Below are 23,934 nucleotides of genomic sequence, written 5' to 3' on the forward strand. Positions count from 1 at the left end.
CCGGCCTTACGCCGACTTTGTCGATGGGCTTCAGAAGGTAATGTTTCCCTATCCTCCTGCCATCCAAGCTACATGGCTCAGGCTTTTACCATGACGGGATTCGCACCCGTTAGTAAGTAGTACCCTTCGCTGGGCACGCCACTAATCAAGGTGTGATAATCATATAGAAGGCTCCTTTACAAAGCGATGGCAAATTGTATCATAAGGGCATCGTGAAACAAACTGTGAAAACGGTAAGAAAGGAGGAGCAGATATGAGTTATTTTGTGGGAATAGATTTACATTCGGATAATAGTTACATAGGGGTGATTGATAAAAAAGATAGTCGGGTATTTGGGAAGAAAATTACCAACGATCTTGGTGTGATATTAAAGACACTGGAGCCGTTTCAGAAGAAGATAGAAGGGATTGTGGTGGAGTCGACGTACAACTTGGTATTGGCTGGTGGACGGATTACAGGCGGCGAAATATAAGGTACATCTGGCCGATCCTGCGGAAATGCAGCAGTATAGTGGCATGAAGTACACGGACGACAAATGGGATTCCTACAAAATATGGCGAATCGCAATACCGGGAGAAAGGTGAATGTCAACGACGCAAAGAGACTAAGCGAAGAAAAGATAAGCGGGCAGTTAACAGATGAACACCTTAAAATGGCAGTCCAGAGCGACAAGGCAGTAATAGACTTTTTCCATGAGCAGATAGACAGGATAGAAAAGGCTGGCAGAAAGAAGTAAAATTACGATATCCGTTCTCTTAAAAAAATAAATTCCTATTATCTCTCTGTGAGATATACTTTGAAATGGAACAAGAGTATTTTATGTTGATCTCGTATAAGGTGACATGATAAAAGTGTAAAAGAGATATACGTGGTGTCTGAAGTACTTACTAATATAATACTTGTCATATCAAAGGCATGTTATATATACTATAAATCTGTATTCTGCATAGTATGCGGATCAATCTAATTAATGTTCGGCGGTGGAAGCGTTCTGCTTGCCTGTGATACTCATGGCAGGGATCGTCGCTCACCAACAGGAGGCTTGATATAAGGGCATATGTGGGGATTTGAACTCACCATCATGGTCGCCATGATTGGCATCAACAGCGTTTTTGCAGCGTACGAAATTGCCTTGGCGTCCGTGAGCCTCGCCCGACTACGGAGGCTCGCAGATGATCACCGGAGCGGGGCGAAAGTCGCCCTGTACATGAAGCAGAACATGGAGGCGAGTCTGGCCGTCGTCCAACTGGGGATTACACTGGTTGGCGCCATCGCGGCGGCTGTCGGTGGGACTGGTGCTGTAGAGGATGTAGCCCCTGCCCTTATTAGTCGCTTGGGTGTTTCAGAGGGTACGGCTGAGGTTCTGGCCATTGCGCTCGTGGTTGTCCCTCTTACCGTCGTGACAATCGTAGTCGGAGAGTTGATACCGAAAGTGTTCGCGCTGCGCAATGCGGAAAAGGTGTGCCTCACCCTTTCGCCCTTCATGCGATGGTTCTCCTTCAGTGTCTGGCCTGCCGTGTGGTTGTTTGAAACGGTCGTCATGGGTGTCATGTCGTGGGGCGAGCGCCGCCTTGGCTCGGGCGGTGCGGGCAAGCCTGAGACGGTAGAACTTCAAGAACTCCGCGCAACAGCCGCCATGGCCCGCGCCTCGCTGCTTATTGGGCACCGAGAAGAGCGTATCATTCTGGGAGCAATGGAGATGCAGTCACGCTCAGTCCGCACTATCATGCTCCCGGTTGAACATGTGACCACGCTCGATGCAAACGCCTCACTGGCGGACAACCTGATCACAGCCCACCTCGACATGCATACACGCTTTCCCGTAGTCGCACGGAAGGGCGACCCGCAGACTATCATCGGCTACGCAAACTTCAAGGATATTATTGCCACGATGCGCTTGGCCCCACGGGAACTTACGTTCCGTTCCATCATTCGCCCAATCCTGTCCCTCAAGGATGACGAACGGATCGCCTTATGCCTTGAGCAGATGATGCGCGAGCACACACACATCGCCTTGGTGCGTGACACCGACGGCAGGGTGGTGGGGATAGTCACGCTCGAAGACATCCTGGAGGAATTGGTGGGCGAGATTGAGGACGAGTACGATCGCCTCCCTGCCCACATTGTCGAATCTGGTTCCTCCTGGGTTGCAGGTGGAGGGGTTTCCATTGATCGATTGAAAGTCACAACCGGCATCGACCTAAGTATCTATCTCCCAACGGCCGGTGCCCGTACGCTCAATGATTGGGTCAGCGGTCATCTGGGCAGGGAAGTTCGCGGGGGCGATGTTGTCGAAAGGGGTGCTGTTCGAGTCGTGGTTCGCAAGGTCCGTCGGAAAAAAGTCCAAGAAGCTCAGGTGAGTCGGTTTGAGCAAGGGTGGCCACCGGACAAGGCGATGCATCAGACCGGTGGGGTATGACGGCTATCGGAGACGCTACAGCTCTCCAGCCCCGTTGGCTGCTCGACTGAACGTAATGTTTGAGAGTTATTTATATCAATCATAGTAACACGAACATATCCATTATGCCATTACCTATGATCACTGACACAAACATGATGATGAGCATCATGGCCCATATTCTGCCTGATGTACCGCATGGTTTATGGCACTCTCATGTGCATGAACACGAAGAAATATCACACTCACATTTGACATTTGAAATGTAGTAAACAACAGGGACAATAAATATATTTAAGAGGGTAGAACTGAGTAATCCCCCTAATATCACGATTGCCATGGGGCTTTGTATTTCATTTCCAGGTAAGTCGCCTGTTATTATTAAAGGAATCAATGCCAGGTACGTAGTTAAAGCAGTCATCAAAATCGGGTTTAGTCTGTCTAAAGAGCCTCTCATAACAGTTTCATACAAAGTAATACCTTGACTTTCCAATGCCTGATAATGCGAAACCAATAAGATCCCATTACGTGTTGCTATTCCAAACAGTGAAATAAATCCAATGATCGAGGGAATACTTATGATTCCTCCGGTAAACCAAATGCTTAAGGCACCGCCTATCAGTGCCAACGGCAAATTGAGAAAAACAATTCCTGCAAGCTTGATATTTTTAAATTCCTGATAAAGCAGAAGGAATATAGTGAATAAAGACATGAAAGAGGTGAAGAATAATATTTTCGATGCCTTTGCTTCACTTTCAAATTGTCCTCCATATTGAATGTGGTAGTTTTCCGGCAACTGAATAGTATCATGTATTTTTTCTTTGATTTGGTTTACTACGCTTTTTAAATCACGCCCTGCTATATTAGCTGAAACCACAATTTTTCGTTGCACATTCTCCCGGTTAATGGTGCTGGGGCCTGCTGTCGAAACAATGTCAGCTACATAATGTAACGGAATTTTAGATGTTAAATTTTGAATTTTGGATTGTTGGTCTGGATTGATATTGGTATCAATTAAAACGTTACGGATATTTTCTATTTTGCCCCTGTTCTCATCATTAAATCGTAATACCAAATCAAAACTTTTGTTACTTTCAAAAACCTGAGATACTTTTTCTCCCGCAAAGGCGACATCAATGAATTCGGTAAATTGACCTATTGAAATGCCATATTTGGCCAGCATATTCCGTTTTGCTTTTATTTGTACCTGAGGAATTTCAATTTGCTGCTCCACGCTAATATCCACAAGCCCTTTTATGTCTTTAATGTTGCGTTGTATCTGGTTGGCAAGAGAAAACATTTTAGATAAGTCTGTCCCGAAAAGCTTGATGGCAATGTTGGCCCTTGTGCCTGAGAGCATGTGGTCAATACGATGCCCTATGGGCTGCCCGATGGTAATGTTTGCTTCAGAAACAGCGCTTAATTTTTCCCGAACGTCCTTCATGAATTCTTCCTTGCTTCTTCCTGCCAAAACAAAAGGCGCATCAATTTCAGCGGCATTTACACCCTGCGCATGTTCGTCTAATTCGGCTCTTCCTGTTCTGCGTGAAGTAATTGGGATTTCGGGTACTGACAACAGGATAGTTTCAATCCTGTTTCCAATTTTATTTGATTCTTCGAGTGATATGCCCGGCATACTGACAGCGCTTATCGTTAAGGTGCCTTCGTTAAATTCGGGTAAGAAACTCCGTCCCAAACCAAACATGAGAAAAATCGCCACAATGAACAACACGAGGGATATCCCAAGTACTGTTTTTTTCATTCTCATTACTCTTTTCAATGCGGAATTATAATATCGGTGAAGCCATCTTTCCGTCCAGCTACCTTTTGCTTGTTTTAAAAGCATTTTGTCGCTGGTAAGCATAAAACTGCAAAGCACAGGGGTAAGTGTTACCGCAACAAGGAGAGATGCAAACAGAGAAACGATAAAGGAGATACCCAGGGGCTGCAACATTCTCCCCTCCATCCCACCAAGAAAAAACAAGGGGATAAAAGCAACGATGATGATAAGGGTCGCATTAAGGATTGAAGACCGCATCTCTTTTGAAGCGTCGTAAACGATAACAAGTGTGCTTTTTCGACTTTCAATACTTTTTTGTGCATTTTCCTTCAGGCGCTTAAAAACGTTTTCCACATCAATAATGGCATCATCTACCACCTCGCCAATAGCTATTGCCATCCCGCCGAGAGACATGGTATTGATGGTTAACCCCAAAAATTTAAGGGTGATAATGGAAATGATCAGTGAAAGGGGCATAGCAACAAGGGAAATAATAGTGGTTCGAAAGTTCATTAAGAACAGGAACATAGTTATAACAACAAAGAGAGAACCTTCTATGAGCGCTTCTTTGATATTGCTTATAGAGGCCTGAATAAAATCTGCCTGACGGAATATTTTGGTGTTGATTTTAATGTCAGAAGGAAAGGTTTTGGCAATCTCTGTAATGGCATTATCAATTTTTTCTGTAAGTTCCAGGGTGTTAGCGCCCGGTTGTTTTGCTATGGTCATAATAACTGCCGGGCTTGCTTTCAGTGAACCATCGCCGATTTTAGGTATCGCTCCCCCTATTTTAACCTCTGCAACATCCTCTATTTTTATCGGAACATTATTGACAACCTTAATTACTGCATTACCTATTTCTTCCAAGCTATTTGTTCTTCCAACACCTCTTATAATGTATTCATTACCAAATTCGTTCATGAAACCACCTGAAGCATTCAGATTGCTTTCTTTGCTTGCCTTCAGCAATTCGTTTAAAGAAATGTTGTAATGTTTCATTTTTTGGGGAGACGCAAGTATTTGGTATTGCTTGAATTCTCCGCCAATTACCATGACCTGTGATACTCCTCCTATCGCTAATAACCTTGGCCGGATATTCCAGTCAGCAATGGTTCTTAAATCCATTGGAGACGTGCTATCCGATGATAAACCAATGAGCATAATTTCCCCCATGATGGACGATTGAGGCGCAAGTGTAGGATTTCCAACTCCCAGCGGCAGCTTTTCGGCTATGGTTGTGAGTTTTTCACTCACTATTTGCCGTGCCTTAAAAATATCCGTCCCCCACTCAAATTCTATCCACACAATGGATATTCCTGCGGCAGATGATGATCTTAGACGGCGCACATTGGTGGCGCCATTGACTACCGTTTCAATCTGAAAGGTTACTAATTTTTCGACTTCTTCCGGAGCCATTCCATGCGCTTCGGTTAACACTACTACCGTTGGGGCAGTAAGGTCAGGGAAAACATCAACTTCCATTTTTGAAGCCGTATAAATGCCCGCTATCAAAAGCAGCGCTGATGCCGCTATAATTATTAAGCGATTGTTTAAGGAGTATTCTATAATTTTATTTATCATGGTAGTGGTAGAAATTTTGAATTAGTGGCTTTTCATTTAACATTGTAGAAATTTTGAATTATTGGTTTTTCATTCAACATTTAACATTCAACATTTCTCTTGAGATGTTTTAACAATTGCAGTAAGAATATTGATAAGTTGCTCTATATCATTAAGATAGGTATTGAAATCAATATTTACGATTTTACTTTTGTCAAGTAATCTTAACCAGTATCTTGTTTCCCTTGCTTCTTTGGATGCAATAGACATTTTTGCAGTAAAATCCTTTTTAGACATAGCGGCTGTTGCCTCCTCAACATTAGCTCCAATGCTTGTTCCACTTCGGAGTAGTTGTTTTGAAAGCACAAACTCTTTTTCAGTAATTAATTGTTTGTATAGCTCAATAATTTGTAGGACGAAATTGAATGATTTCTCAAGAATTATATTTCCCTTTTTCATTTTATAAGTTCTCCTTTATCATCTAAAATTTAACATTCATAATCCAAAATTTCATTAATGTTCGTGCCCATGAGCAGGCATTTTACCTGACATTGTTGCTAATTTTATTTGGTAGGCTCCTTTCGTGACAACCCTTTCGCCTTCCTTTATGCCTGCTAATACCTGCACATTCATACCATCACTGGCTCCGATTTTTAATTCACGCTTTTGGAATCCTTCGCCTGATATTTGCACATAGGCAAAGTAATTTTCCTGCTCCTCTATGAGCGCCGAATAAGGGATTACTAGAGCATCTTTAATTACCGTAGTTTTTAAAAATACTTCTACAAATAAGCCAGGAATGATTTCACCATTATTGTCAATCTCAAAGTTTACTGGAATATAATAAGTGTTATTATCGACACTTTTCCCATATGAAACGAGCTTGCCATTTGAGCTGTCAGTGCTGTATATTTTACTGTCATGAGCAGTTATGAAATTTGCTGATGAAATACGATTGAGTTTTGAGAAATACTTTTGAGGCAATTCGGCTTTTAAAATGAGTTTGCGGTTTTGGGAAACGATAGCGATGGGTTGCCCAATTTCAACATGCACTCCTTCGCTTATCATCACATTTTTTATATACCCTTGTATTGGCGACATGATTGTGTGTCCACCAGTAGTATAGTTTGTTTCAATAGTGTTAAAAGCGGTTTGAGCATTTTTGTATCGTAGACGTATTTCCTGAAAAGATTTTTGTGAAATGATATGGTCTTTCACCAATGTTTTGGCTCGTTCAAAATCTATTTTGCTTTTTTCGTAGTTATTTTTTGCTTCTTTGTATTTCGTGTCTACATTACCTTCCGTTAAACCGGCCCCTGAAATGATACATAGTGTTTCACCTGCATTTACCGAAGAACCAATCAGTTTTTTATTGTTTCCGAATGTTATGATGCCTTTGCTTTTTGCTATTATTGTTGTCTCGTCTCCAGGTGCAGGCAAGACCTGTCCTGTGGTTTTGATTATTTCAGTAAAGGGCTGTTTTTTTACTTCCCTATTGGCAAAATCTATCTTCCATGCCTGTTCTTTTAAATAAACAATTTCTTCGCCGATTGTTTGTTCCTGTTGGTTTACGAGTGCAGTTTGTGTGTCAGGGTAAACAGTGATATTGGCTATGGTTATTTTGTCGGAAAACTCCTTCGTTTGAATATCAAAGACCACCTGATATGTGCCAGGATTTTCAGGATTTAAAGCCAATCGAAAAATGCCTGGAGATGATGGTGCTTCGGCTTTATTAGTTAGTTGTGTCTCGTTTCCGATCAGGCTAACTGTTACGGAACCTTCCGTTACTGCTTTGAAGTTTTCTCCTAATTGTGTAAAATGGGCAGCGAACTTTGAGGTTTCTCCTACGATCAAAGGTTTAAACTCTACAAATAGTTCCGATTTATCTGTGTAGAGCGTGTAAGCAAGCGGTTCAAGCGCTTCTCCTGTATGTACTTCATCTCCGTGCAAATGCCCGTGTTCTGCATTACCAAGTTCATGATTATCATCATTACAGCCTGCTAATAAGCCTGCAACGATGATGAATGAAATAATTGCTTTATTCATATCTCCTCCTATTTAATATCGGGGTATTGTCAAAACCTAACCACAGATAACACAAAGAAAAACTTTTAAAATAATAATGTCATGCAGAACTTTTTTCATCTTTTAAAAAGAATTACTGCCAATATTTATCATCTGTGTCCTCTGTGGTAAATCGCTTATTTTAATTCAAAAAATAGCGGGTATTTACTTCCGTTAAAAAAAGAGACAAAAAATGACACTATTTTCCGAAAGAAAACAAATTTGCGAACAAAGTGGAATGTGGTAATACGGTTGATTTAGATAAGATAGGTAGCATTGAGTTGATATAATCTCGTGGAATAATATTGATCCGGAGGCAAATGATAGAAGATTTTTGAAGTAAACCAGGGGATTTGATTATCCAGACGAAGTGAAAAACATAGGGGTAAATGATGTTTTAGGGTAAGACTGACATTTTGAGAGACAGATGTGTTTCCTGATAAATAATCAAAAGACAAAATATTCCTTACGTCTCTATGTTCCGTTTCTCCTAATCCATGACCTCCTAATTTATGATCTCCATTCGTGTGATGGACATGAACAGTATTGTGTACAAAATGAACTTTATGTTCATGTTCCAAAAGCTCGCCCATCGTTGCATTTGACAGACAAAATGCAAGGGCTATTAATAGTAAGTGAAGTTTGGTTGGTCTTATTTTTATCATAAAGGATTTGGAGAACAAAACACTAAAAAATTTTTGAAAACAATATTAATTCATAATATATTGCAGTGTCAACAAATTTTCATAAATCGACTGCAAAATCGAATCTTACCTATATAAGAATTTGTTGACATAAAAGATGATGTTGTTACAATAATAACATTACGTTACTATTATAACATATATTAAATTGTCTTTGTTCAGGGAGGGAGTTAAAAATGAAATTAATTGCCGTTATTATTAGTGTGATGGTGCTATTTATGAATGGCGTAGTAACCCAGGCGGAGACAAAGGTATGGAATTTTGATAATGACAAAGCTGATACGATTGCAAAGGACTTTACCTCTGAAGTAGGCGAATGGAAAGTGATTGTTGATGATACGGCCCCTTCAAAACCCCATGTATTGGCACAGTTAGCAAAAAATTCTGGTTCAACATTTAATCTTGCTTTGGTAAACAGTACAGATAGAAAAGATGTGGATCTATCGGTACAAATGAAGCCAATAGCAGGAGATGAAGATCAAGGTGGTGGACTGGTCTGGAGGGTAAAGGATGCGAATAATTATTATGTTGTGCGTTATAATCCATTAGAGAGTAACTACCGTGTTTACAAGGTTGTAAATGGAGAGAGAACACAATTGCAGAGCGCAGACATCAAACACAGGAAAGGCTGGTATATACTTCGAGTAACTATGGTGGATAATCATATTGAGTGCTATTATGGTGGAAAGAAGTATCTGGAGGTAAAGGATTCAGCTTTACCAGAGGTTGGCAAGATTGGTTTATGGACAAAGGCCGATGCCCGGACGTATTTTGATAATCTCATGCTTAACAGCGAATAGAGGCCTTTTTGCTATAGTAAAAGCATGGGTTATCTCCCATGAGCGGTCTAAAGGTTTATATATCTTTGGTTCATAGGGTCTGTGCTGTTATTACCCTAATAAGGTTTTTTAGGATGACTTTTAGAAAAAAATTATTGACAGTGTTGTTCTGTATCTTTGGACTATTATTGATGGTAGAGCGCCCTGTATTCGCCATAAGGCCATACCAGATAGCAGACGATGCAGACGCTGAAGCTCCCGGTCTCTGGGAGCTTGAATATGGTTTTGTATTAGAGAGGCTTAGGTCCGAGGATTCAAAGGTAACACGATTTGAGTTTCCGGGTGAGGTTGATTTGGATTACGGTTTGCCCTGGAATGCGGAGATTGGATTTGATTATAGGGCTCAGGCCTTATTAGTAGAAAGAGAAAGTGATTTGATAGAACCGGTGAGTGAATTCGCCATTTTCTACAAACAGGAATTCAAGACCTGGAAATTCGATATATTGGACATACAGATAGGAGGAGAAATAGGAATAGACTTTCCAACCACAAGGGAAAGGCGTGAAACAGATCGATTCAATTTACCGGCTTTTATTGCTGTAAGCTTATGGGATGTATATGATACGTTTAGCCTGCATTTTCTTGTAGAAGGAGAAGTTGTAGAGCTGGGAGGAAAGGATGATTTTAGATTAGCCTTTGGCACCTTTATTGATTACCCATTTCCCCTGTATAAGGATTTGCGCTTTGTTGCCGAATATGGAATTGAGAAGTTTGAGGAAGAACCACGCCAACATGTTATTCTTGCAGGAATAGATTGGACAAATCCTTTTAATGTTATCAAAGTAATGGGAGGGGAAGGGATAGAATATGATATAGCGCCATTCTTTTGGTTTACGGAGAATGAGAGTGTTGTAGAATGGGGCATAACTGCTGGATTTGAATGGGCATTTCCCTAGATGAAATAGTTTTTCGGTTTTAATGTTAAGGAAATTCAAAGTTTGTATCAGAGCAAACCAGACAACCCCCTGAATCCCCCTTTACCCTTTACTAAGGGGGACTTGAGGAAATCCCCCTTAAGAAAGAGGGCTAGGGGTTTTTCCCCCTTAGTAAAGGGGGTTAGGGGGTTGTTTAACCGGCCATTGGTCGTATATCTAAAAAATTGCTACCAAAGGCAGCCTCATGTAATGTATAGGAATTTCAATTACGTAGGGCACCCTTTAGGGTTGCTATTCCCCGTATACGTTCAAGCGGGAAGCAAGGCTAAAGCCTTGCCCTACGTTTTGATTTGATAAGAAATGAAAGTTACCGTAGGCCTAATTTAATAATAACTATGAATAAATGGATACTTCTTACACATCAAATTGCACAAGATGCACCAAACCTTAGAGTAAAGGTCTGGCGTCATCTGAAAAAACTGGGAGCCGTACTTTTCAAAAATGCCGTATATTTACTCCCTTACACTAAGGAACATGAGGAGAGTATGCAGTGGATTTGTAAACAAATTAGAGACAGTGGAAGTGATGCATCACTCTTTATTACTGAATCAATGGACAAAAAGCACAATGAAGAGATTATAAAAACCTTTCAAGAATCCTGTAATAAGGAATATGTTCCATTCATTGATCAATGCAATGATGTGCTAAAACAAGTAGAACAGATAGAAGGGACAGAAGGAGTAACAGACCGTTTTGTGGAAGATTTGAAAAGGAAATTAAGCGAGATAATAAAAGGTGCTGATGAGGTAGCAAAGATCGATTTTTTCCATACCCCACAGAGAGATGTACTCCTGAAAAAAATTGAATTTATACGCCAGAAGATAGAAAAATGGTCTAAAAAAATGAAAGAAGAAGTACCTGTGATCAATAAAGTTTATCAAAAAAAGGATTTTCTGGGTAAAAAATGGGTGACGCGAAAAGATATTTATATTGATCGTTTAGCATCTGCCTGGCTTATCAGAAGATTTATCGATCCAAATACGAAGTTTGTCTTTCTATCCAAAGGAGAAAATAACCTACCAAAAAATACTGTACCTTTCGATATGTATGGCGCAGAGTTTACCCATCATGGCGATGACTGTACCTTTGAAACCTTAATCAAAGCGTTTGATTTAAAAGACCCTGCTTTACGACCAATTGCAGAAATTGTGCATGATATAGATTTGAAAGATAATAAATATAATCGCAAAGAGGCCGATGGAATAGATCAAATTATCACGGGTCTTAGCAAAAAGCTCAACAACGATAATAAGTTATTGGGAAAGGGTATGGAGATATTTGATGCCCTCTATCACTATTACTCTTAAAACTATAAGTAGGGTGGATTAAGGCGTTGGTTTTTACGCCGAATCCACCTTCAATATTTTATGATATGGTGGATTCGCTTCGCTTAATCCACCCTACCACAAACACGCATGAATAAAACTTCCTATACAATCAAGACAAAGAAAGGAGATAACAGATATGCCGCCACTTAATGATCATTTTAAAAACAGCAAGGAAAATCTGCAATACTTTGGGCTTTTCAAATGACAAACAATACCAGCGTGTTATCCCCATTCATTGCCCTTTGCACGGTGGGGTTCTTCGCAAGGATAAGTTATGCTATGGCAAGAACCCCGCTATTGCCCCTCTTCGCGTTATCATTGGGCGCAGGTCCGGAGGCAATTGGGTTTGTTGTCGGTGCTTCTACTATAACAGGTATCTTTTTCAAATTACCAGCAGGTACACTTTCCGATATTTATGGCAGATACAAGATGCTGTTTCTCAGCGTCCTGGTTTTTGCATGTACCCCTTTTGTTTACTATCTGGTAACAAGTTACTGGCAGCTCGTTTCTCTCAGATTTTTCCACGGATTGGCCACATCGATCTATGGACCTGTTGCCATGGCAACAATCGCCGATATTGCCGGAGAGAAAAAAGGGGAAAGGCTTTCGATATTTTCATCTATTACCATTATCGGAAATCTCATTGGTGCACCACTCGGCGGATATATCCTCAAATATCTGTCCGGCAACGGAAGTAATTCTGTACAGCATTTTCATAATGCATATCTCGTCTGTGGGATTATTGGTCTGATCTCTTTAGGTTTTACCGTAAAACTGATGAATTCAAGAAAATCAGGAACCATACAAACCAAAAATCCTCTGAGTGAAGTATGGAGGAAGTTCTTGAAAGGTATCAGGGAGGTCACCAGCGACTATCGGATCATTATCACCAGTAATATGGAAGGCATACAGAATCTGTCGGTTGGTGCCCTGGAGGCTTTTTTACCTATCTATGCCGTTACTGTAGCAAAATTGGATCCATTTCGGGCTGGAATTCTCTGGGGCGCACAGGTGGTTACAACAATCCTTGCAAAACCGGTTATGGGGAAGATCTCCGATCGATACGGGAGAAAGCCCATAATCTTCTCTGGGATGTGGATATGTGCTGTTTCTTTAGCGTGTATCCCTTTGATGCAAGATTTTTACTTTTTGATCCTTTTAGCTGCCATCTTTGGTGTTGGTGAGGCATTTGTAACCTCCTCTTCGGCAGCTATGGTTGCTGATTTCTGTAAGGAACAGAACTATGGCGCTGCTATGGGGACGTTCGGAAGTATCTTTGATATCGGCCATGCCGCGGGTCCCATTTTAGCAGGGCTCCTTTTGTCGCGTCTGAGTTATCAATACTCGTTCATTATTATTGCCCTTTTGTTGATAGTATCGTCATTTATTTTTGCACTGAAAGTACCAGAAAAACAGAGAGAGGTGAAATTATGAAATTTATTACCTTGATGATTTTAGTCCCATTACTTTGTCTAAGAATATGCCTTGGAGGAGAGGTAGTTGTTTATACCTCAGAAGATAAGGTCTTCTCAGAGCCTGTTCTTCAGCAGTTTGAGAAAAAGACAGGGATAAAGGTTCGTGCTATTTATGATACGGAAGAAACAAAGAGTACCGGTTTGGTTAACCGCCTGATTGCTGAAAAGGATAATCCACAGGCTGATGTATTCTGGAGTGGAGATCCGGTACGGCCTGTGTTGCTTGAGATGAAAGGAATAACAACACCGTATATCTCAAGTTCCGCGGCAGATATCCCGGAAATCTACAAGGATAATGAGGGACATTGGACTGGTTTTTCCGCGCGTGCCCGCATTATTCTTTACAATACAAGTCTTATAAGTATGGATGAGAAGCCATTATCCCTGTTTGATCTTACAAAGCCAGAATGGAAAGGGCAGGTTGCCATCGCAAACCCATTATTTGGTACTACCTCCATACATATGGCAGCCCTATTTATCACACTAGGTGATGAAAAGGCAAGGAAGTTTCTCCAAGACTTAAAAGCAAATGGTGTAAAAATCGTCTCATCGAACGGTGAGGTAAAACGACTTGTTGCAAGAGGAGAGGTTATAGTGGGTCTTACTGATACTGATGACGCGAACGTTGTTATTCAGGAGGGAAGTCCGGTAAAGCTAGTGTTTCCGGACCAGCAAGATATGGGCACACTTATTATGCCAAATATGGTTTGTCTTATAAAGAACAGCCCAAATCCAGACAATGGGAAAAAATTAATTGATTTTCTTTTGAGTAAAGAAGTTGAAAAAAGCCTGGCATGGGCACCGTGCGCACAAATGCCACTGAGATACGATGTACGAACACCCGCAGACGTTGTAACAATTGATGCCATAAAAGGTATGGATATTGATTACCATGCAGTTGCACAAAAGCTTGATGAGATCGGTGAATTTCTCAAGCAGTGGGCAGGGTACTAATTTATGTTTGAGAAATTCAATTCTGTAGGGCAAACCCTTTAGGGTTGCCTTCTGCAAGGCGAAAGCCTTGCCCTACTTGACAAATTTTAGAATATACTATTGAAAGATGCAAAAAAGGTTAACGTTGGGTTTTTTCTTTACGTTGTTTGTCTGTACCACATTCATACCAATTGTGTGGATGTTTGGAAGCTCTCTCTATGAGGATGGCAGGTTTTCATTTGTTTATTACAGGGATATTTTTTTAACACAAAGGTATGTAAGGGTTATCCTTAATAGCCTTATCCTTGCTTCTATCACAACCCTGTTGTCCTCACTTGCAGGCATTTCTACAGGATTTTTTTTGGCAAAAACAAAGCTTCCCTTTAAAAATGTCTTTAAAATATGTTTTCTTATCCCATTTATTATACCACCTTATATCGCAGGTATTGCGTGGGCAAATTTATTAGGAAGAACAGGGTTTTTGAATACCCTCCTGTCTCAATATACGCCGCTTTCTCCTGAATCAGTCTCACATTTTATATATAGTTTATATGGTGCTTCGTTTATCCTTTCGATAAATCTCTTTCCTGTCGTAATGTTAATGACTGAATATGCCCTAAAAAATGTAAATCCACGGCTTGAAGAGAGCGGCCTTATAGCAGGGAGTATTTTTCAGGTAGTACGACAAATTACGTTACCCTTAATCGCCCCTGCCATTCTTTCCAGCATGATGATTGTTTTTATCCTGTCGCTTTCTGAGTTTGGGATACCGTCGTTATTGCAGGTTAATGTACTTACGACACAGATATTTACCCAGTTTAGTGCCTTTTATAATGAGAAAGCTGCAACGGCAATTGCCTTCCCACTTATAGGAATTACCATTATCCTCATGATATTAGAGCAGATTTATTTCCGGGGAAAGTCGTTTGAGGTATTGGGAAAAAGGGCTTCGCATGGTACGATACATTATCAAGAGAGATGGCTCATCGTGATAGGTACACTCTTCTGTACCTTTATTTTCATTCTCTGTGTTATTGTTCCTTTTACTACCCTTGTTGTTAGCAGTAAAACAGTATCGGTGTATTATGACGCATTTCGTTTAGCGAGAAATGGTATCAAAAATACTGTCCTTTACGGCTCTATCGGGGCTACATTTCTTACCGTTGTGGGTTTCTTTTTAGGCTATCTTTCAGAAAAAGTCCAATCAAGATGGAGAAACAGTATAGCACCGTTTATTTGGCTATTCTTTGCAGTGCCTGCAACGGTGATAGGTGTCGGACTCATTAAGGTCTGCAATAGGCCTGAAGGTATATTCCAGTTTATCTATGGTTCCTTATGGATCATTATTTTGGGGTATGGGGCGCGTTTTTTGCCATTATCGAGCCGTATTATGGCGAATTATTTTAAGCAAATTCCCAGCTCGACAGAGGAAGCAGGCATAGTAATGGGTGCCCCATGGTTCTGTATTTTAAGGAAGATTATCGTACCTTTACAAGGCTATGGTATAGTCGCTGCATGGTTGATTTCCTTCATGTTTTGTGTTGGAGAATTGGGTACAACGATATTGGTATATCCACCGGGACACGAAACGCTTCCGATAACACTATTCACGGTGATGGTGAACAGTCCGGCAACTATTGTTTCAGCGCTTTCTCTTATCATTGTGGTAATGACGCTATTACCTCTCGGTGTTTTCCTTGCGACCTCAAGATATTTCCTAAAATGGAAGTAAAAGGGAGTGGAGTCCTACAGTAGTACGATTGCTTATGGTAATAAATTTACTATGAATATGCTTGAAGTAAAATACGTAATAAAAATCCTTGGTAAAAAGGAGGTTGTGAGAGGTGTTTCCTTTGAGGTTGAGAGGGGACAACTACTTGCCCTCTTAGGCCCTTCCGGATGTGGAAAGACAACAACGCTGAGAATAATTGCAGGTTTAGAATTACCCGATTATGGTGAGATTTGGATAGATGGAGTACTTGCCAGCGGCAGCCAAAAGATAGTGATGTCCCAAAAAGAACGTCATATCGGAATGGTATTTCAAGACCTCGCCCTCTGGCCGCATATGACGGTATATAAAAACATAGAGTTTGGATTAAAGGCAATTGGGCTTACAAGGGCTGAGAGACAAAAAAGGATTGCGGCTGTTCTCGATAAGGTTAATATGAAAAAATATGCCAATGAGTATCCATCGAGACTTTCAGGGGGGCAACAACAGCTTATTGCTATTGCAAGGGCTATTGTTACAGAGCCCAAGTTACTCCTCATGGACGAGCCCTTATCGAATATTGATGTGCAATTGCGTGATGATATTAGAAAGGAAATAAAACGTATTCAGCAGGAGACGGAAATTACCGCCGTTTACGTAACCCATGATCAGGAAGACGCATTTCTCTTAGCAAACAAGATAGCAGTAATGAATGCAGGAGTAATAGAGCAAGTGGATAGTCCTGAAGGGATTTATTTTTCTCCGAAAACATTTTTTGTGACCAATTTCGTAGGAGAATCAAATATCTTACCAGTAAGAATACTGGGGAGAGACAGAGTATCAGCCCCATGGGGAGAATTCGTGTGTAACACAAAAGATTATGAGAGGGGAGATGCATTTCTCTTTTTCAGACCGCATCAAGCATTGATTGAGAAGAACGGCTATTATGAGGGTATAATTACGAGTCGAGATTTTATAAGAGGAAAATATAGATATCACATTTCAATATCGGGATGTGAGATGACCTTGTACGACCAAGGGGTTCACGAAACAGGCAAGCCGGTGAGGTTTTCTGTGAAAGAAATAAAGCTGTTATTTGCTTAACAATTTTGATTACATAATACTTATAAACATATAGATATGATTTAACATGAGCTTGAGGTATTACCATTATCATTATCCTGCGGGGAATCTTTTTTCCGTATATCCCTATATATTTTTTTATACTCTTCTTCTCTTTGCTTGTTTGATCGAAGTATAGCAAACAGAAAAGTCGTAAAAACGACTCCGAATATAATTCCTATCACTAAGAGCATGGTTTAAGACTTTTTCTGAAAACAGCTAGACTGTTCCCGTTATACAAAATAGTACGTATCGAATACTAAAAGACAAGAATATTACATATATCATTTTTAATCATCTTTGTAAATTTCAATTTTTATAATTTTCAAAATGTATCATTCCTATTCTAAAAATAAATTATTTGAATATAAGAGAGATTTTTAATATACTATGGGCTTATTGTTATGCTTAAAATAATGAATAATTGGGTAAAGAATTGAGTGCGGTTGTTATTATTCCTGCAAGGTATGCATCTACGAGACTCCCTGGGAAATTAATCCTGCCAGAAGCCAAAGCTATTACCGGAAGATATATCATAGAGCACGTCTACCAGAATGTAAAACAGTCACAACGAATTAGCAGGGTAATTGTTGCTACAGATAGTCAATTGATATACGACATTGTTAAAGGATTTGGCGGAGATGCAGAGATGACCTCTTTATCGCATATCTCGGGAACAGATAGAATTGCAGAGGTAGCAAGTCGGTTGGATGCAAACGTTATCGTAAATGTACAGGGAGACGAACCGGAGGTAGATGCGGCAATGGTAGATCAGGTCTTTGATACTTTGATAAAGGACGATAAAGCTGCTATGGCTACCCTTGCAAATACCATAACAAATGCCTCAGAATTATCGAATCCAAATGTGGTAAAGGTTGTGCTTGATCGTTATGGATATGCGCTTTATTTTTCTCGTTCACAGATCCCGTATGTGCGAGATAGTAAAGATCCGATGAATGAGCGGGGAGCCCTATTTCTGAGGCATCTTGGTATTTATGCGTATCAGAGAAATTTTTTATTAGAATACACGAAACTGCCGGCTTCGCCTTTGGAAGATCTTGAGAAGCTAGAGCAGCTCAGGGCGCTCTTTAACGGCTATAAGATAAAGGTAGCAATTACGAACTATACATCCCATGGTATTGACACGAGGGATGATTTGACAGCGTTTATGGGAAAATATAAACATGACTAAACACATATTTGTTACTGGCGGTGTGGTCTCTTCGCTTGGTAAGGGCCTCAATTCTGCCTCTATGGGGATGTTATTAGAAAGCAGGGGATTGAAGGTAAGACTTCAGAAATTTGATCCCTATGTGAATATAGATCCGGGAACTATGAGCCCTTATGAGCATGGGGAAGTATATGTAACTGAGGACGGCGCCGAGACAGACCTTGATTTGGGGCATTATGAGCGGTTTACAAACACCGAGACGAACAGGTATTGCAATTTTACGACCGGTTCAATTTACTACTCCGTTATTATGAAAGAACGTAAAGGGGAATATTTAGGGAAGACAGTGCAGGTGATTCCCCATATTACCAATGAGATTATGGAGTGTATACAAAAGCTGGACGGGCCCGATACGGATGTCGTTATATCTGAAATTGGCGGTATCGTGGGAGATATAGAAAATCAACCATTTCTTGAAGCTATAAGGCAATTTGGTCAAAAGGTCGGCAGAGAAAATGTGCTGTATATTCACCTGACGCTTATCCCTTATCTCAGTGCTGCCGAGGAGATAAAAACAAAACCAACACAGCATAGCGTGGGGATGTTGCGACAGGCGGGTATTCAGCCTGATATAATTATTTGCAGGACTGAAAAGCACTTGAGTGCAGAGGTAAAAGAGAAGTTATCTCTTTTCTGCAATGTGGATAAGAATGCAATTATTGAGGAGAAAGATGTAAAACCCTATCTCTATGAAATACCGCTCATTCTTGTTGAGCAGGGCTTAGATAAGCTTATTATCCAGAAATTAAGTTTAAAGACAAATGGCGATAATATTGATAAGTGGTTATCGATACTAGAGACACTAAAAAATCCAAGCCAAGCCACAGAAATTGCTATTGTAGGGAAATATATAGGTCATCAATCGGCGTACGAGTCTATTTATGAATCTCTGATACATGGGGGGGTAGGCAATAGTGCACGTGTAAAGGTACGCAGGGTAGAATCCATGGATATAGAAAAAAACGGAGTTAAGTCGTATCTTGAAGGGGTCGCAGGTATCCTTGTGCCGGGTGGATTTGGTGAGCGTGGCGTTGAAGGAAAGATTGAGGCGATACGATATGCGAGGGAAAACAAGATTCCCTTTTTTGGAATTTGTCTCGGGATGCAATGTGCAACCATTGAGTTTGCAAGAAATGTATGTAATTTGAAGGGAGCAAATAGCACAGAGTTTGATATAAATACAGTCCATCCGGTAATTAGTTTATTAGAAGAGCAGCGCAAGGTATCTTCCAAGGGAGGGACTATGAGGTTAGGCGCCCAGCCTTGTGTTCTGCAGGTGAATACAAAGGCGTTTCAGGCGTATGGAAGACGGGATATATCGGAACGCCATCGGCATAGATACGAATTTAATAATACCTATAAAGAGATATTTTTATCTAAGGGCATGATCTTCAGCGGCCATTCACCGAATGAACAATTGGTAGAGATTATTGAACTTAAGGATCATCCATGGTTTGTATGTGTACAGTTTCATCCTGAATTTAAGTCAAAGCCTATAAATCCCCATCCGCTATTCAAAGAATTTATACGGGCTGCTATCGGCTTTTACAAAGAAAACAATTAAGGATGAATTCCTAAGGCATTGGTAATCCGGATAAATTCATCATTCGTGTGAAATACAATCATAATTTTCCCCTTGCCGTTCCTTTCCTTAATAGTGACCTTTGTTCCGAAAAATCTCCTGAATCGGTCTTCCAGGTCTTCTATATGTGGAGGAGATTTTTCTTTTGGGGAAGTTGATTTGCCAGTCCTGGGTACTTTTCCCATAGAGACAATCTCTTCTACCGTTCTTACAGAGAGTCCCTCTTTTAGAATGCGTTCAAGGAGATCTAACTGCATTTCTTTTTCTTGAATAGATACTAGCGCCCTTGCGTGCCCCATAGATACTGTTCCACGTGAAACATTCTCTTGAATTTCCTCAGGCAAATCTAATAGTCTGATATAGTTTGTTATAGAGCTACGATCTTTTCCCATAGCCTTTGCAACCTGTTCCTGGGTAAGTCCAAATTTATTCGTTAATTCTCGGAATGCTCGGGCTTTTTCGATTGGATTGAGGTCTTCCCTTTGAATATTTTCTATCAAGGCAATTTCAAGATTACTTAATTCGTCTGTATACCGAATTATTGCAGGAATTTCTTTTAGTCCGACCTGTTTTGCTGCCCGCCATCGGCGTTCACCAGCAATGAGCATGTATCCGTGTGGTATCGGTCTTACAATGATAGGCTGCAAAATGCCATATTTTTTTATGGATTCAATGAGCCCTTGCATCTCATCTTCACGAAAGATGTCTCTGGGCTGAAGATTGTTTGGCTGGATGTCTTCAGGGTTCAGTTTTACAACGGAGGCCTGCTCTATCTCTCCTTCTATTCCAATAACACCTCCGAGGAGAGACTGGAGGCTGCGGCTAAGTTTTTCCTTTTTTGACATAATCAAACACTCCTTTTCTTGATGATTTTCAATTGCATTCTGAGGTTATGGATGCTAGTATTTAATCCTAACTCAAAGTAGGAGATACGTTGGAATATGATGTTGCATAACTTATGTTCTAATGCAGTAAGGGATGTTTCACGTGAAACATACTAAGTTTTAGCTAGTGTATGAAATTTTTTTATATTTGCAAGATTTTTTTATGAACGGATGCATTTTTTCTATTGCTGTTAACACGATACGAGAAGTTACACGGCAATCGATGTTTTACTTTATTATATGCGGTGGAATTTTGCTGATATTTCTATCTTTCTTCTTTACCTTGTTTGCCTTTGGGGAAGAAACAAGGATGATACAAGAAATGGGAATATCGACAATTATGATCTGCTGCCTGTGTCTTGCCTCGTTAAGTGCAACAATTACCATATCCAGTGAGTTGGAAAAAGGGACAATGATGACCTTGTTGTGCAAACCGGTAAATAAAAAATCCATCCTTTTCGGTAAGTTTTTTGGCATACTAGCTATTGTTTTCCTGTCCTGCGGAATGATGGGACTTTTTTTGACTGTTTCGTTGAGTATCAAAGATTCTTTGGAATATCACAAAGGATTGTTAAGCTCCTTTGCTGATATTGGTTATTCTGTATTTTTTGAGTTAGTATGCTCTTTTTTTCAAGCAGCCATAATTTGTTCAATTGCAATTGCAGGAGCTCTCTATATCCCTATGGTATCAAATTTAAGCTTGTGTCTGTTTATCTATGCCATGGGGAATTCAACGTATTTTTTCCAGAAGCTGTTTCAGGGCAATGAAGAAGGTTTCCCCTGGTATGCATCAATTTTCTTTATATTTTTCCCGAACCTTAGTGGTTTAAACACTATTGGCGCCAGAATCGGATTCCAGAAATTTAATCTCGCTTATGTAGCATTATTACTACTATACGCCATTCTGTATATAATGCTTGTTATAATGTTGACATGTGAGTTTTTTAATAAAAGAGAATGTAAATAAATGAAAGGCAGGATGTCTATAGGGAAGGATGTGTGATTGATCTACGGTATAATAGGCGATATTCATAGTAATTATGATGCCTTAACGGCGGTTATTAATGAGCTTCAGCTAGAACAAGTCGATAAGATATTATGTGTCGGAGATATTATTGGCTATGCCGCTGAACCAGTAAAGTGCATAGATTTGCTCCGTGAGCTAAATTGTATAAGCGTAGCCGGGAACCACGATTATGCCGTGGTGGGGAAATTTCCTCTAGGTTATTTCCACGCTGATGCAAGAGCTGCCGTTTTATGGACAGCAAAACAACTTTCCGATGAGCATATAAGCTTTTTGGAAAATTTACCCTTAATTGAAGAATTAGAGGGTATTACTCTTGTCCACGGAGCATTAAACCACCCGGAATTTTTTGATTATATAATAACAGGTCCTGATGCACAATTAAATCTCGATATTTTAAAAACACCGGTTTGTTTCTATGGCCATACTCATGTGCCGTTAGGAATTTTTTTAGACAAAGGAGGGAATATGCATATTGATAGAGGGAATGTTTTTGACTTAAATGGCGCAGAAAAGGCGCTGATAAACGTAGGAAGCGTAGGACAGCCACGGGATTGGGATCTCAGGGCTTCTTGTGCTATTTACTACGTAGAAGAGAAGATGGTAAAGATTAAGCGCGTAAAATATAACATTAACGAAGCCGTAGAGAAGATATACTCAGCGCATTTACCAGGGATAAACGCCTTGCGGTTAAGAGAACATATTATTTAATACTATTGATATAGAGTAAATATGGCCAAATTTACAGATGGATCAGGTGGGCCGATTCTATATGACCCAACTTTTCAATCTCCCGGAGGCATTCTACGGGCAATAGTGCATCTACATTTAAAATCGTAATAGCGTTGCCGCCAATCTCTTTCCTTCCAAACGCCATCTGGGCTATATTTATTTTTTTACGGCCGAGAAGAGATCCAATATCACCAATCAAGCCTGGTTTATCTTTTCCAAAAAGAACAAGCATGTGTTCGTTCAGCGAAGCTTCTACACCGTAGCCATTGATATCAACAATTCTTGGCTCATTCTTGCCAAATACTGCTCCTGAGATTACCAGTTCATCTTTTGCTGTAGTTATTTTTGCAGTTACCAAACTAGTAAAATCGCTGATAATGTTACTCGTGGTTACATCAACCTTAATACCACGCTCCGCTAAAAGAATGGGCGCACTAACAAGATTGACGCCATCTTCAAGAGAAGGTTTGAGCAATCCTACAAGCAGACTATCGGTAACGAGCCGAACATTCTTCTTGCAGATTTCTCCTGTATAAGTAATATGTATCGCCCGTATATTTTCTTTCGCTATTTGGATAAGGAGCGACCCCATTTTCTCTGCAAGAATGATATAGGGTTTCAGGTTGATATATTCTTCGGGATTGTAAGGCGGAAGATTTACCGCGTTTCTAAATCCCCTTCCCGTAAGCGCATCAGCCATTTGTTCGGCAGCTTCAACGGCTACAGCAAATTGAGCCTCTTCTGTTGATGCCCCTAAATGAGGGGTTGCAATTACCTGGTCTAATTCGAGTAATTTGTTGCCTACCGGCGGTTCTACATCGAATACATCTATAGCAGCTCCCGCTACCTGACCATTTTTTATGGCATTGTAAAGGTCTTCTTCAGAAATAATCCCTCCCCGTGCGCAGTTGATAATTCGAACGCCCTTTTTCATGCAAGAAAATTCGGGTTGCCTTATAAGATTTTTAGTCTCACTATTGAAAGGCACATGGATTGTTATATAATCAGCCTGAGAAAGCAATTCTTTAAGATTCCTGGTAATATTGATGCTATATTGAGATGTAATTTCCTGGGAAATAAATGGATCATACCCGATTACCTTCATTTCTAAGGCCTTGGCACGTTTTGCAACCTGCCTTCCCACCCTGCCAAGTCCAATGATACCGATAGTCTTTCCGGCAATTTGAAAACCGGTATACTGTTTTCTTTCCCACTTTCCCGCTTTTACCGACGAGCATGCCTGTGGTATAAAACGTGAAAGAGAAAATAGTAAGGCCACCGTATGTTCGGCGGTTGAAGTAATATTCCCTTCCGGTGTATTCATGACTACGATACCTTTTTTGGTAGCAGCGGAAACATCTACGTTATCAACTCCGACTCCAGCACGGCAAACCGCCTTTAATTTTTGAGCATTTTCAAGTAAGGCCGCTGTAATCTTTGTGCCACTGCGTAAGATAATTCCATCACAGGAGTGGATGATTGTTTTTAATTCATCTGCTTTTATGCCGGGTTTTTTTAAAACCTCAAGGCCAGCTTTTTCAAGTATTTCAATACATATATCGGGAAGTTCATCTGCAATCAGAACCAGCATTTCGACCTCTTTCAAAATAACAAACCATAAATATAATTATTTTC

At 40.3% G+C, this 23,934-nt stretch carries 20 protein-coding genes; 14 read left to right on the forward strand and 6 right to left on the reverse strand.

Translation table 11 applies throughout. The features are described from left to right. The first annotated feature begins 253 nt into the window (after window positions 1-253). The 3 genes from FBQ94_RS03195 (at window position 254) to FBQ94_RS03205 (ending at window position 2,419) form a co-directional block, all read left to right on the forward strand. Window positions 254-472: a hypothetical protein gene (locus tag FBQ94_RS03195; protein WP_007220488.1), complete on the forward strand. Its 219-nt coding sequence runs from the start codon at window positions 254-256 to the stop codon at window positions 470-472. A gap of 81 nt (window positions 473-553) precedes the next feature. Continuing rightward, window positions 554-736 (forward strand): hypothetical protein, encoded by a 183-nt coding sequence (locus tag FBQ94_RS03200; RefSeq protein WP_007220489.1) that lies wholly within the window; start codon window positions 554-556, stop codon window positions 734-736. Between the two features lie 321 nt (window positions 737-1,057). Beyond that, on the forward strand, window positions 1,058-2,419 hold the full coding sequence (locus FBQ94_RS03205) for a hemolysin family protein (RefSeq protein ID WP_007220490.1): 1,362 nt from the start codon (window positions 1,058-1,060) through the stop codon (window positions 2,417-2,419). 193 nt (window positions 2,420-2,612) lie between these two features. Here FBQ94_RS03205 and FBQ94_RS03210 read toward each other — a convergent pair whose 3' ends face one another. From FBQ94_RS03210 to FBQ94_RS03225, 4 genes are all read right to left on the reverse strand, one after another. After that, window positions 2,613-5,759 (reverse strand): efflux RND transporter permease subunit, encoded by a 3,147-nt coding sequence (locus tag FBQ94_RS03210; RefSeq protein ID WP_007220491.1) that lies wholly within the window; start codon window positions 5,757-5,759, stop codon window positions 2,613-2,615. An 87-nt stretch (window positions 5,760-5,846) separates the two neighbouring features. Then, complete coding sequence (locus FBQ94_RS03215; RefSeq protein ID WP_007220492.1) at window positions 5,847-6,197, reverse strand: four helix bundle protein; 351 nt, start codon at window positions 6,195-6,197, stop codon at window positions 5,847-5,849. Window positions 6,198-6,251: 54 nt separating this feature from the next. Further along, window positions 6,252-7,784, reverse strand: coding sequence for an efflux RND transporter periplasmic adaptor subunit (locus tag FBQ94_RS03220; RefSeq protein ID WP_007220493.1), 1,533 nt, complete (start codon window positions 7,782-7,784; stop codon window positions 6,252-6,254). A 275-nt stretch (window positions 7,785-8,059) separates the two neighbouring features. Further along, window positions 8,060-8,467, reverse strand: a complete 408-nt coding sequence (locus FBQ94_RS03225) for a hypothetical protein (protein WP_285441983.1) — start codon at window positions 8,465-8,467, stop codon at window positions 8,060-8,062. A 215-nt stretch (window positions 8,468-8,682) separates the two neighbouring features. Between FBQ94_RS03225 and FBQ94_RS03230 the strand changes: the two genes are divergently transcribed. The 9 genes from FBQ94_RS03230 (at window position 8,683) to pyrG (ending at window position 19,641) form a co-directional block, all read left to right on the forward strand. After that, on the forward strand, window positions 8,683-9,306 hold the full coding sequence (locus FBQ94_RS03230) for a hypothetical protein (RefSeq protein WP_007220495.1): 624 nt from the start codon (window positions 8,683-8,685) through the stop codon (window positions 9,304-9,306). A 113-nt stretch (window positions 9,307-9,419) separates the two neighbouring features. Continuing rightward, window positions 9,420-10,241, forward strand: a complete 822-nt coding sequence (locus FBQ94_RS03235; protein WP_040543242.1) for a hypothetical protein — start codon at window positions 9,420-9,422, stop codon at window positions 10,239-10,241. A 374-nt stretch (window positions 10,242-10,615) separates the two neighbouring features. Then, a complete protein-coding gene (locus tag FBQ94_RS03240) occupies window positions 10,616-11,587 on the forward strand; it encodes a chromate resistance protein ChrB domain-containing protein (protein ID WP_007220497.1) in 972 nt (323 codons plus the stop codon). 222 nt (window positions 11,588-11,809) lie between these two features. Further along, on the forward strand, window positions 11,810-13,042 hold the full coding sequence (locus FBQ94_RS03245; RefSeq protein ID WP_040543243.1) for an MFS transporter: 1,233 nt from the start codon (window positions 11,810-11,812) through the stop codon (window positions 13,040-13,042). After that, window positions 13,039-14,037, forward strand: coding sequence for an extracellular solute-binding protein (locus FBQ94_RS03250; RefSeq protein WP_007220500.1), 999 nt, complete (start codon window positions 13,039-13,041; stop codon window positions 14,035-14,037). The genes FBQ94_RS03245 and FBQ94_RS03250 overlap by 4 nt, the downstream gene beginning before the upstream one ends. Before the next feature lie 106 nt (window positions 14,038-14,143). Further along, window positions 14,144-15,748 (forward strand): ABC transporter permease, encoded by a 1,605-nt coding sequence (locus FBQ94_RS03255; protein ID WP_007220501.1) that lies wholly within the window; start codon window positions 14,144-14,146, stop codon window positions 15,746-15,748. A 51-nt stretch (window positions 15,749-15,799) separates the two neighbouring features. After that, window positions 15,800-16,828, forward strand: coding sequence for an ABC transporter ATP-binding protein (locus FBQ94_RS03260; protein WP_285441984.1), 1,029 nt, complete (start codon window positions 15,800-15,802; stop codon window positions 16,826-16,828). A 442-nt stretch (window positions 16,829-17,270) separates the two neighbouring features. Beyond that, window positions 17,271-18,038, forward strand: a complete 768-nt coding sequence (gene kdsB / locus FBQ94_RS03265) for a 3-deoxy-manno-octulosonate cytidylyltransferase (RefSeq protein ID WP_007220503.1) — start codon at window positions 17,271-17,273, stop codon at window positions 18,036-18,038. Further along, window positions 18,031-19,641 (forward strand): CTP synthase, encoded by a 1,611-nt coding sequence (gene pyrG, locus FBQ94_RS03270; protein ID WP_007220504.1) that lies wholly within the window; start codon window positions 18,031-18,033, stop codon window positions 19,639-19,641. The genes kdsB and pyrG overlap by 8 nt, the downstream gene beginning before the upstream one ends. Here the strand turns inward: pyrG and FBQ94_RS03275 are convergent. Continuing rightward, a complete protein-coding gene (locus tag FBQ94_RS03275; RefSeq protein ID WP_007220505.1) occupies window positions 19,638-20,504 on the reverse strand; it encodes a ParB/RepB/Spo0J family partition protein in 867 nt (288 codons plus the stop codon). The genes pyrG and FBQ94_RS03275 overlap by 4 nt on opposite strands. Before the next feature lie 202 nt (window positions 20,505-20,706). Between FBQ94_RS03275 and FBQ94_RS03280 the strand changes: the two genes are divergently transcribed. After that, entirely contained in the window at window positions 20,707-21,510 is an 804-nt protein-coding gene (locus tag FBQ94_RS03280; RefSeq protein ID WP_007220506.1) for an ABC transporter permease subunit, read from the forward strand. Between the two features lie 36 nt (window positions 21,511-21,546). Further along, the gene (locus FBQ94_RS03285; RefSeq protein WP_007220507.1) at window positions 21,547-22,278 is read left to right on the forward strand and encodes a metallophosphoesterase family protein; all 732 of its coding nucleotides are present in this window, start codon (window positions 21,547-21,549) and stop codon (window positions 22,276-22,278) included. Window positions 22,279-22,309: 31 nt separating this feature from the next. Here the strand turns inward: FBQ94_RS03285 and serA are convergent, their stop codons facing one another. Then, entirely contained in the window at window positions 22,310-23,890 is a 1,581-nt protein-coding gene (gene serA / locus FBQ94_RS03290; protein ID WP_007220508.1) for a phosphoglycerate dehydrogenase, read from the reverse strand. Window positions 23,891-23,934: the final 44 nt, after the last annotated feature.

Origin of the sequence: Candidatus Jettenia sp. AMX1 (genome assembly GCF_030263775.1) — a bacterium.
Taxonomy (GTDB): Bacteria; Planctomycetota; Brocadiia; order Brocadiales; family Brocadiaceae; genus Jettenia; species Jettenia caeni.

Excerpts from the sequence above, each read along its gene's own strand:
- FBQ94_RS03195 (WP_007220488.1), top strand. The coding sequence starts at position 254 with ATGAGTTATTTTGTGGGAATAGATTTACATTCGGATAATAGTTACATA.
- FBQ94_RS03200 (WP_007220489.1), top strand. The coding sequence starts at position 554 with ATGGCGAATCGCAATACCGGGAGAAAGGTGAATGTCAACGACGCAAAG.
- FBQ94_RS03205 (WP_007220490.1), top strand. The coding sequence starts at position 1,058 with ATGTGGGGATTTGAACTCACCATCATGGTCGCCATGATTGGCATCAAC.
- FBQ94_RS03210 (WP_007220491.1), bottom strand. The coding sequence starts at position 5,759 with ATGATAAATAAAATTATAGAATACTCCTTAAACAATCGCTTAATAATT.
- FBQ94_RS03215 (WP_007220492.1), bottom strand. The coding sequence starts at position 6,197 with ATGAAAAAGGGAAATATAATTCTTGAGAAATCATTCAATTTCGTCCTA.
- FBQ94_RS03220 (WP_007220493.1), bottom strand. The coding sequence starts at position 7,784 with ATGAATAAAGCAATTATTTCATTCATCATCGTTGCAGGCTTATTAGCA.
- FBQ94_RS03225 (WP_285441983.1), bottom strand. The coding sequence starts at position 8,467 with ATGATAAAAATAAGACCAACCAAACTTCACTTACTATTAATAGCCCTT.
- FBQ94_RS03230 (WP_007220495.1), top strand. The coding sequence starts at position 8,683 with ATGAAATTAATTGCCGTTATTATTAGTGTGATGGTGCTATTTATGAAT.
- FBQ94_RS03235 (WP_040543242.1), top strand. The coding sequence starts at position 9,420 with ATGACTTTTAGAAAAAAATTATTGACAGTGTTGTTCTGTATCTTTGGA.
- FBQ94_RS03240 (WP_007220497.1), top strand. The coding sequence starts at position 10,616 with ATGAATAAATGGATACTTCTTACACATCAAATTGCACAAGATGCACCA.
- FBQ94_RS03245 (WP_040543243.1), top strand. The coding sequence starts at position 11,810 with ATGACAAACAATACCAGCGTGTTATCCCCATTCATTGCCCTTTGCACG.
- FBQ94_RS03250 (WP_007220500.1), top strand. The coding sequence starts at position 13,039 with ATGAAATTTATTACCTTGATGATTTTAGTCCCATTACTTTGTCTAAGA.
- FBQ94_RS03255 (WP_007220501.1), top strand. The coding sequence starts at position 14,144 with ATGCAAAAAAGGTTAACGTTGGGTTTTTTCTTTACGTTGTTTGTCTGT.
- FBQ94_RS03260 (WP_285441984.1), top strand. The coding sequence starts at position 15,800 with ATGAATATGCTTGAAGTAAAATACGTAATAAAAATCCTTGGTAAAAAG.
- pyrG (WP_007220504.1), top strand. The coding sequence starts at position 18,031 with ATGACTAAACACATATTTGTTACTGGCGGTGTGGTCTCTTCGCTTGGT.
- FBQ94_RS03275 (WP_007220505.1), bottom strand. The coding sequence starts at position 20,504 with ATGTCAAAAAAGGAAAAACTTAGCCGCAGCCTCCAGTCTCTCCTCGGA.
- FBQ94_RS03280 (WP_007220506.1), top strand. The coding sequence starts at position 20,707 with ATGAACGGATGCATTTTTTCTATTGCTGTTAACACGATACGAGAAGTT.
- serA (WP_007220508.1), bottom strand. The coding sequence starts at position 23,890 with ATGCTGGTTCTGATTGCAGATGAACTTCCCGATATATGTATTGAAATA.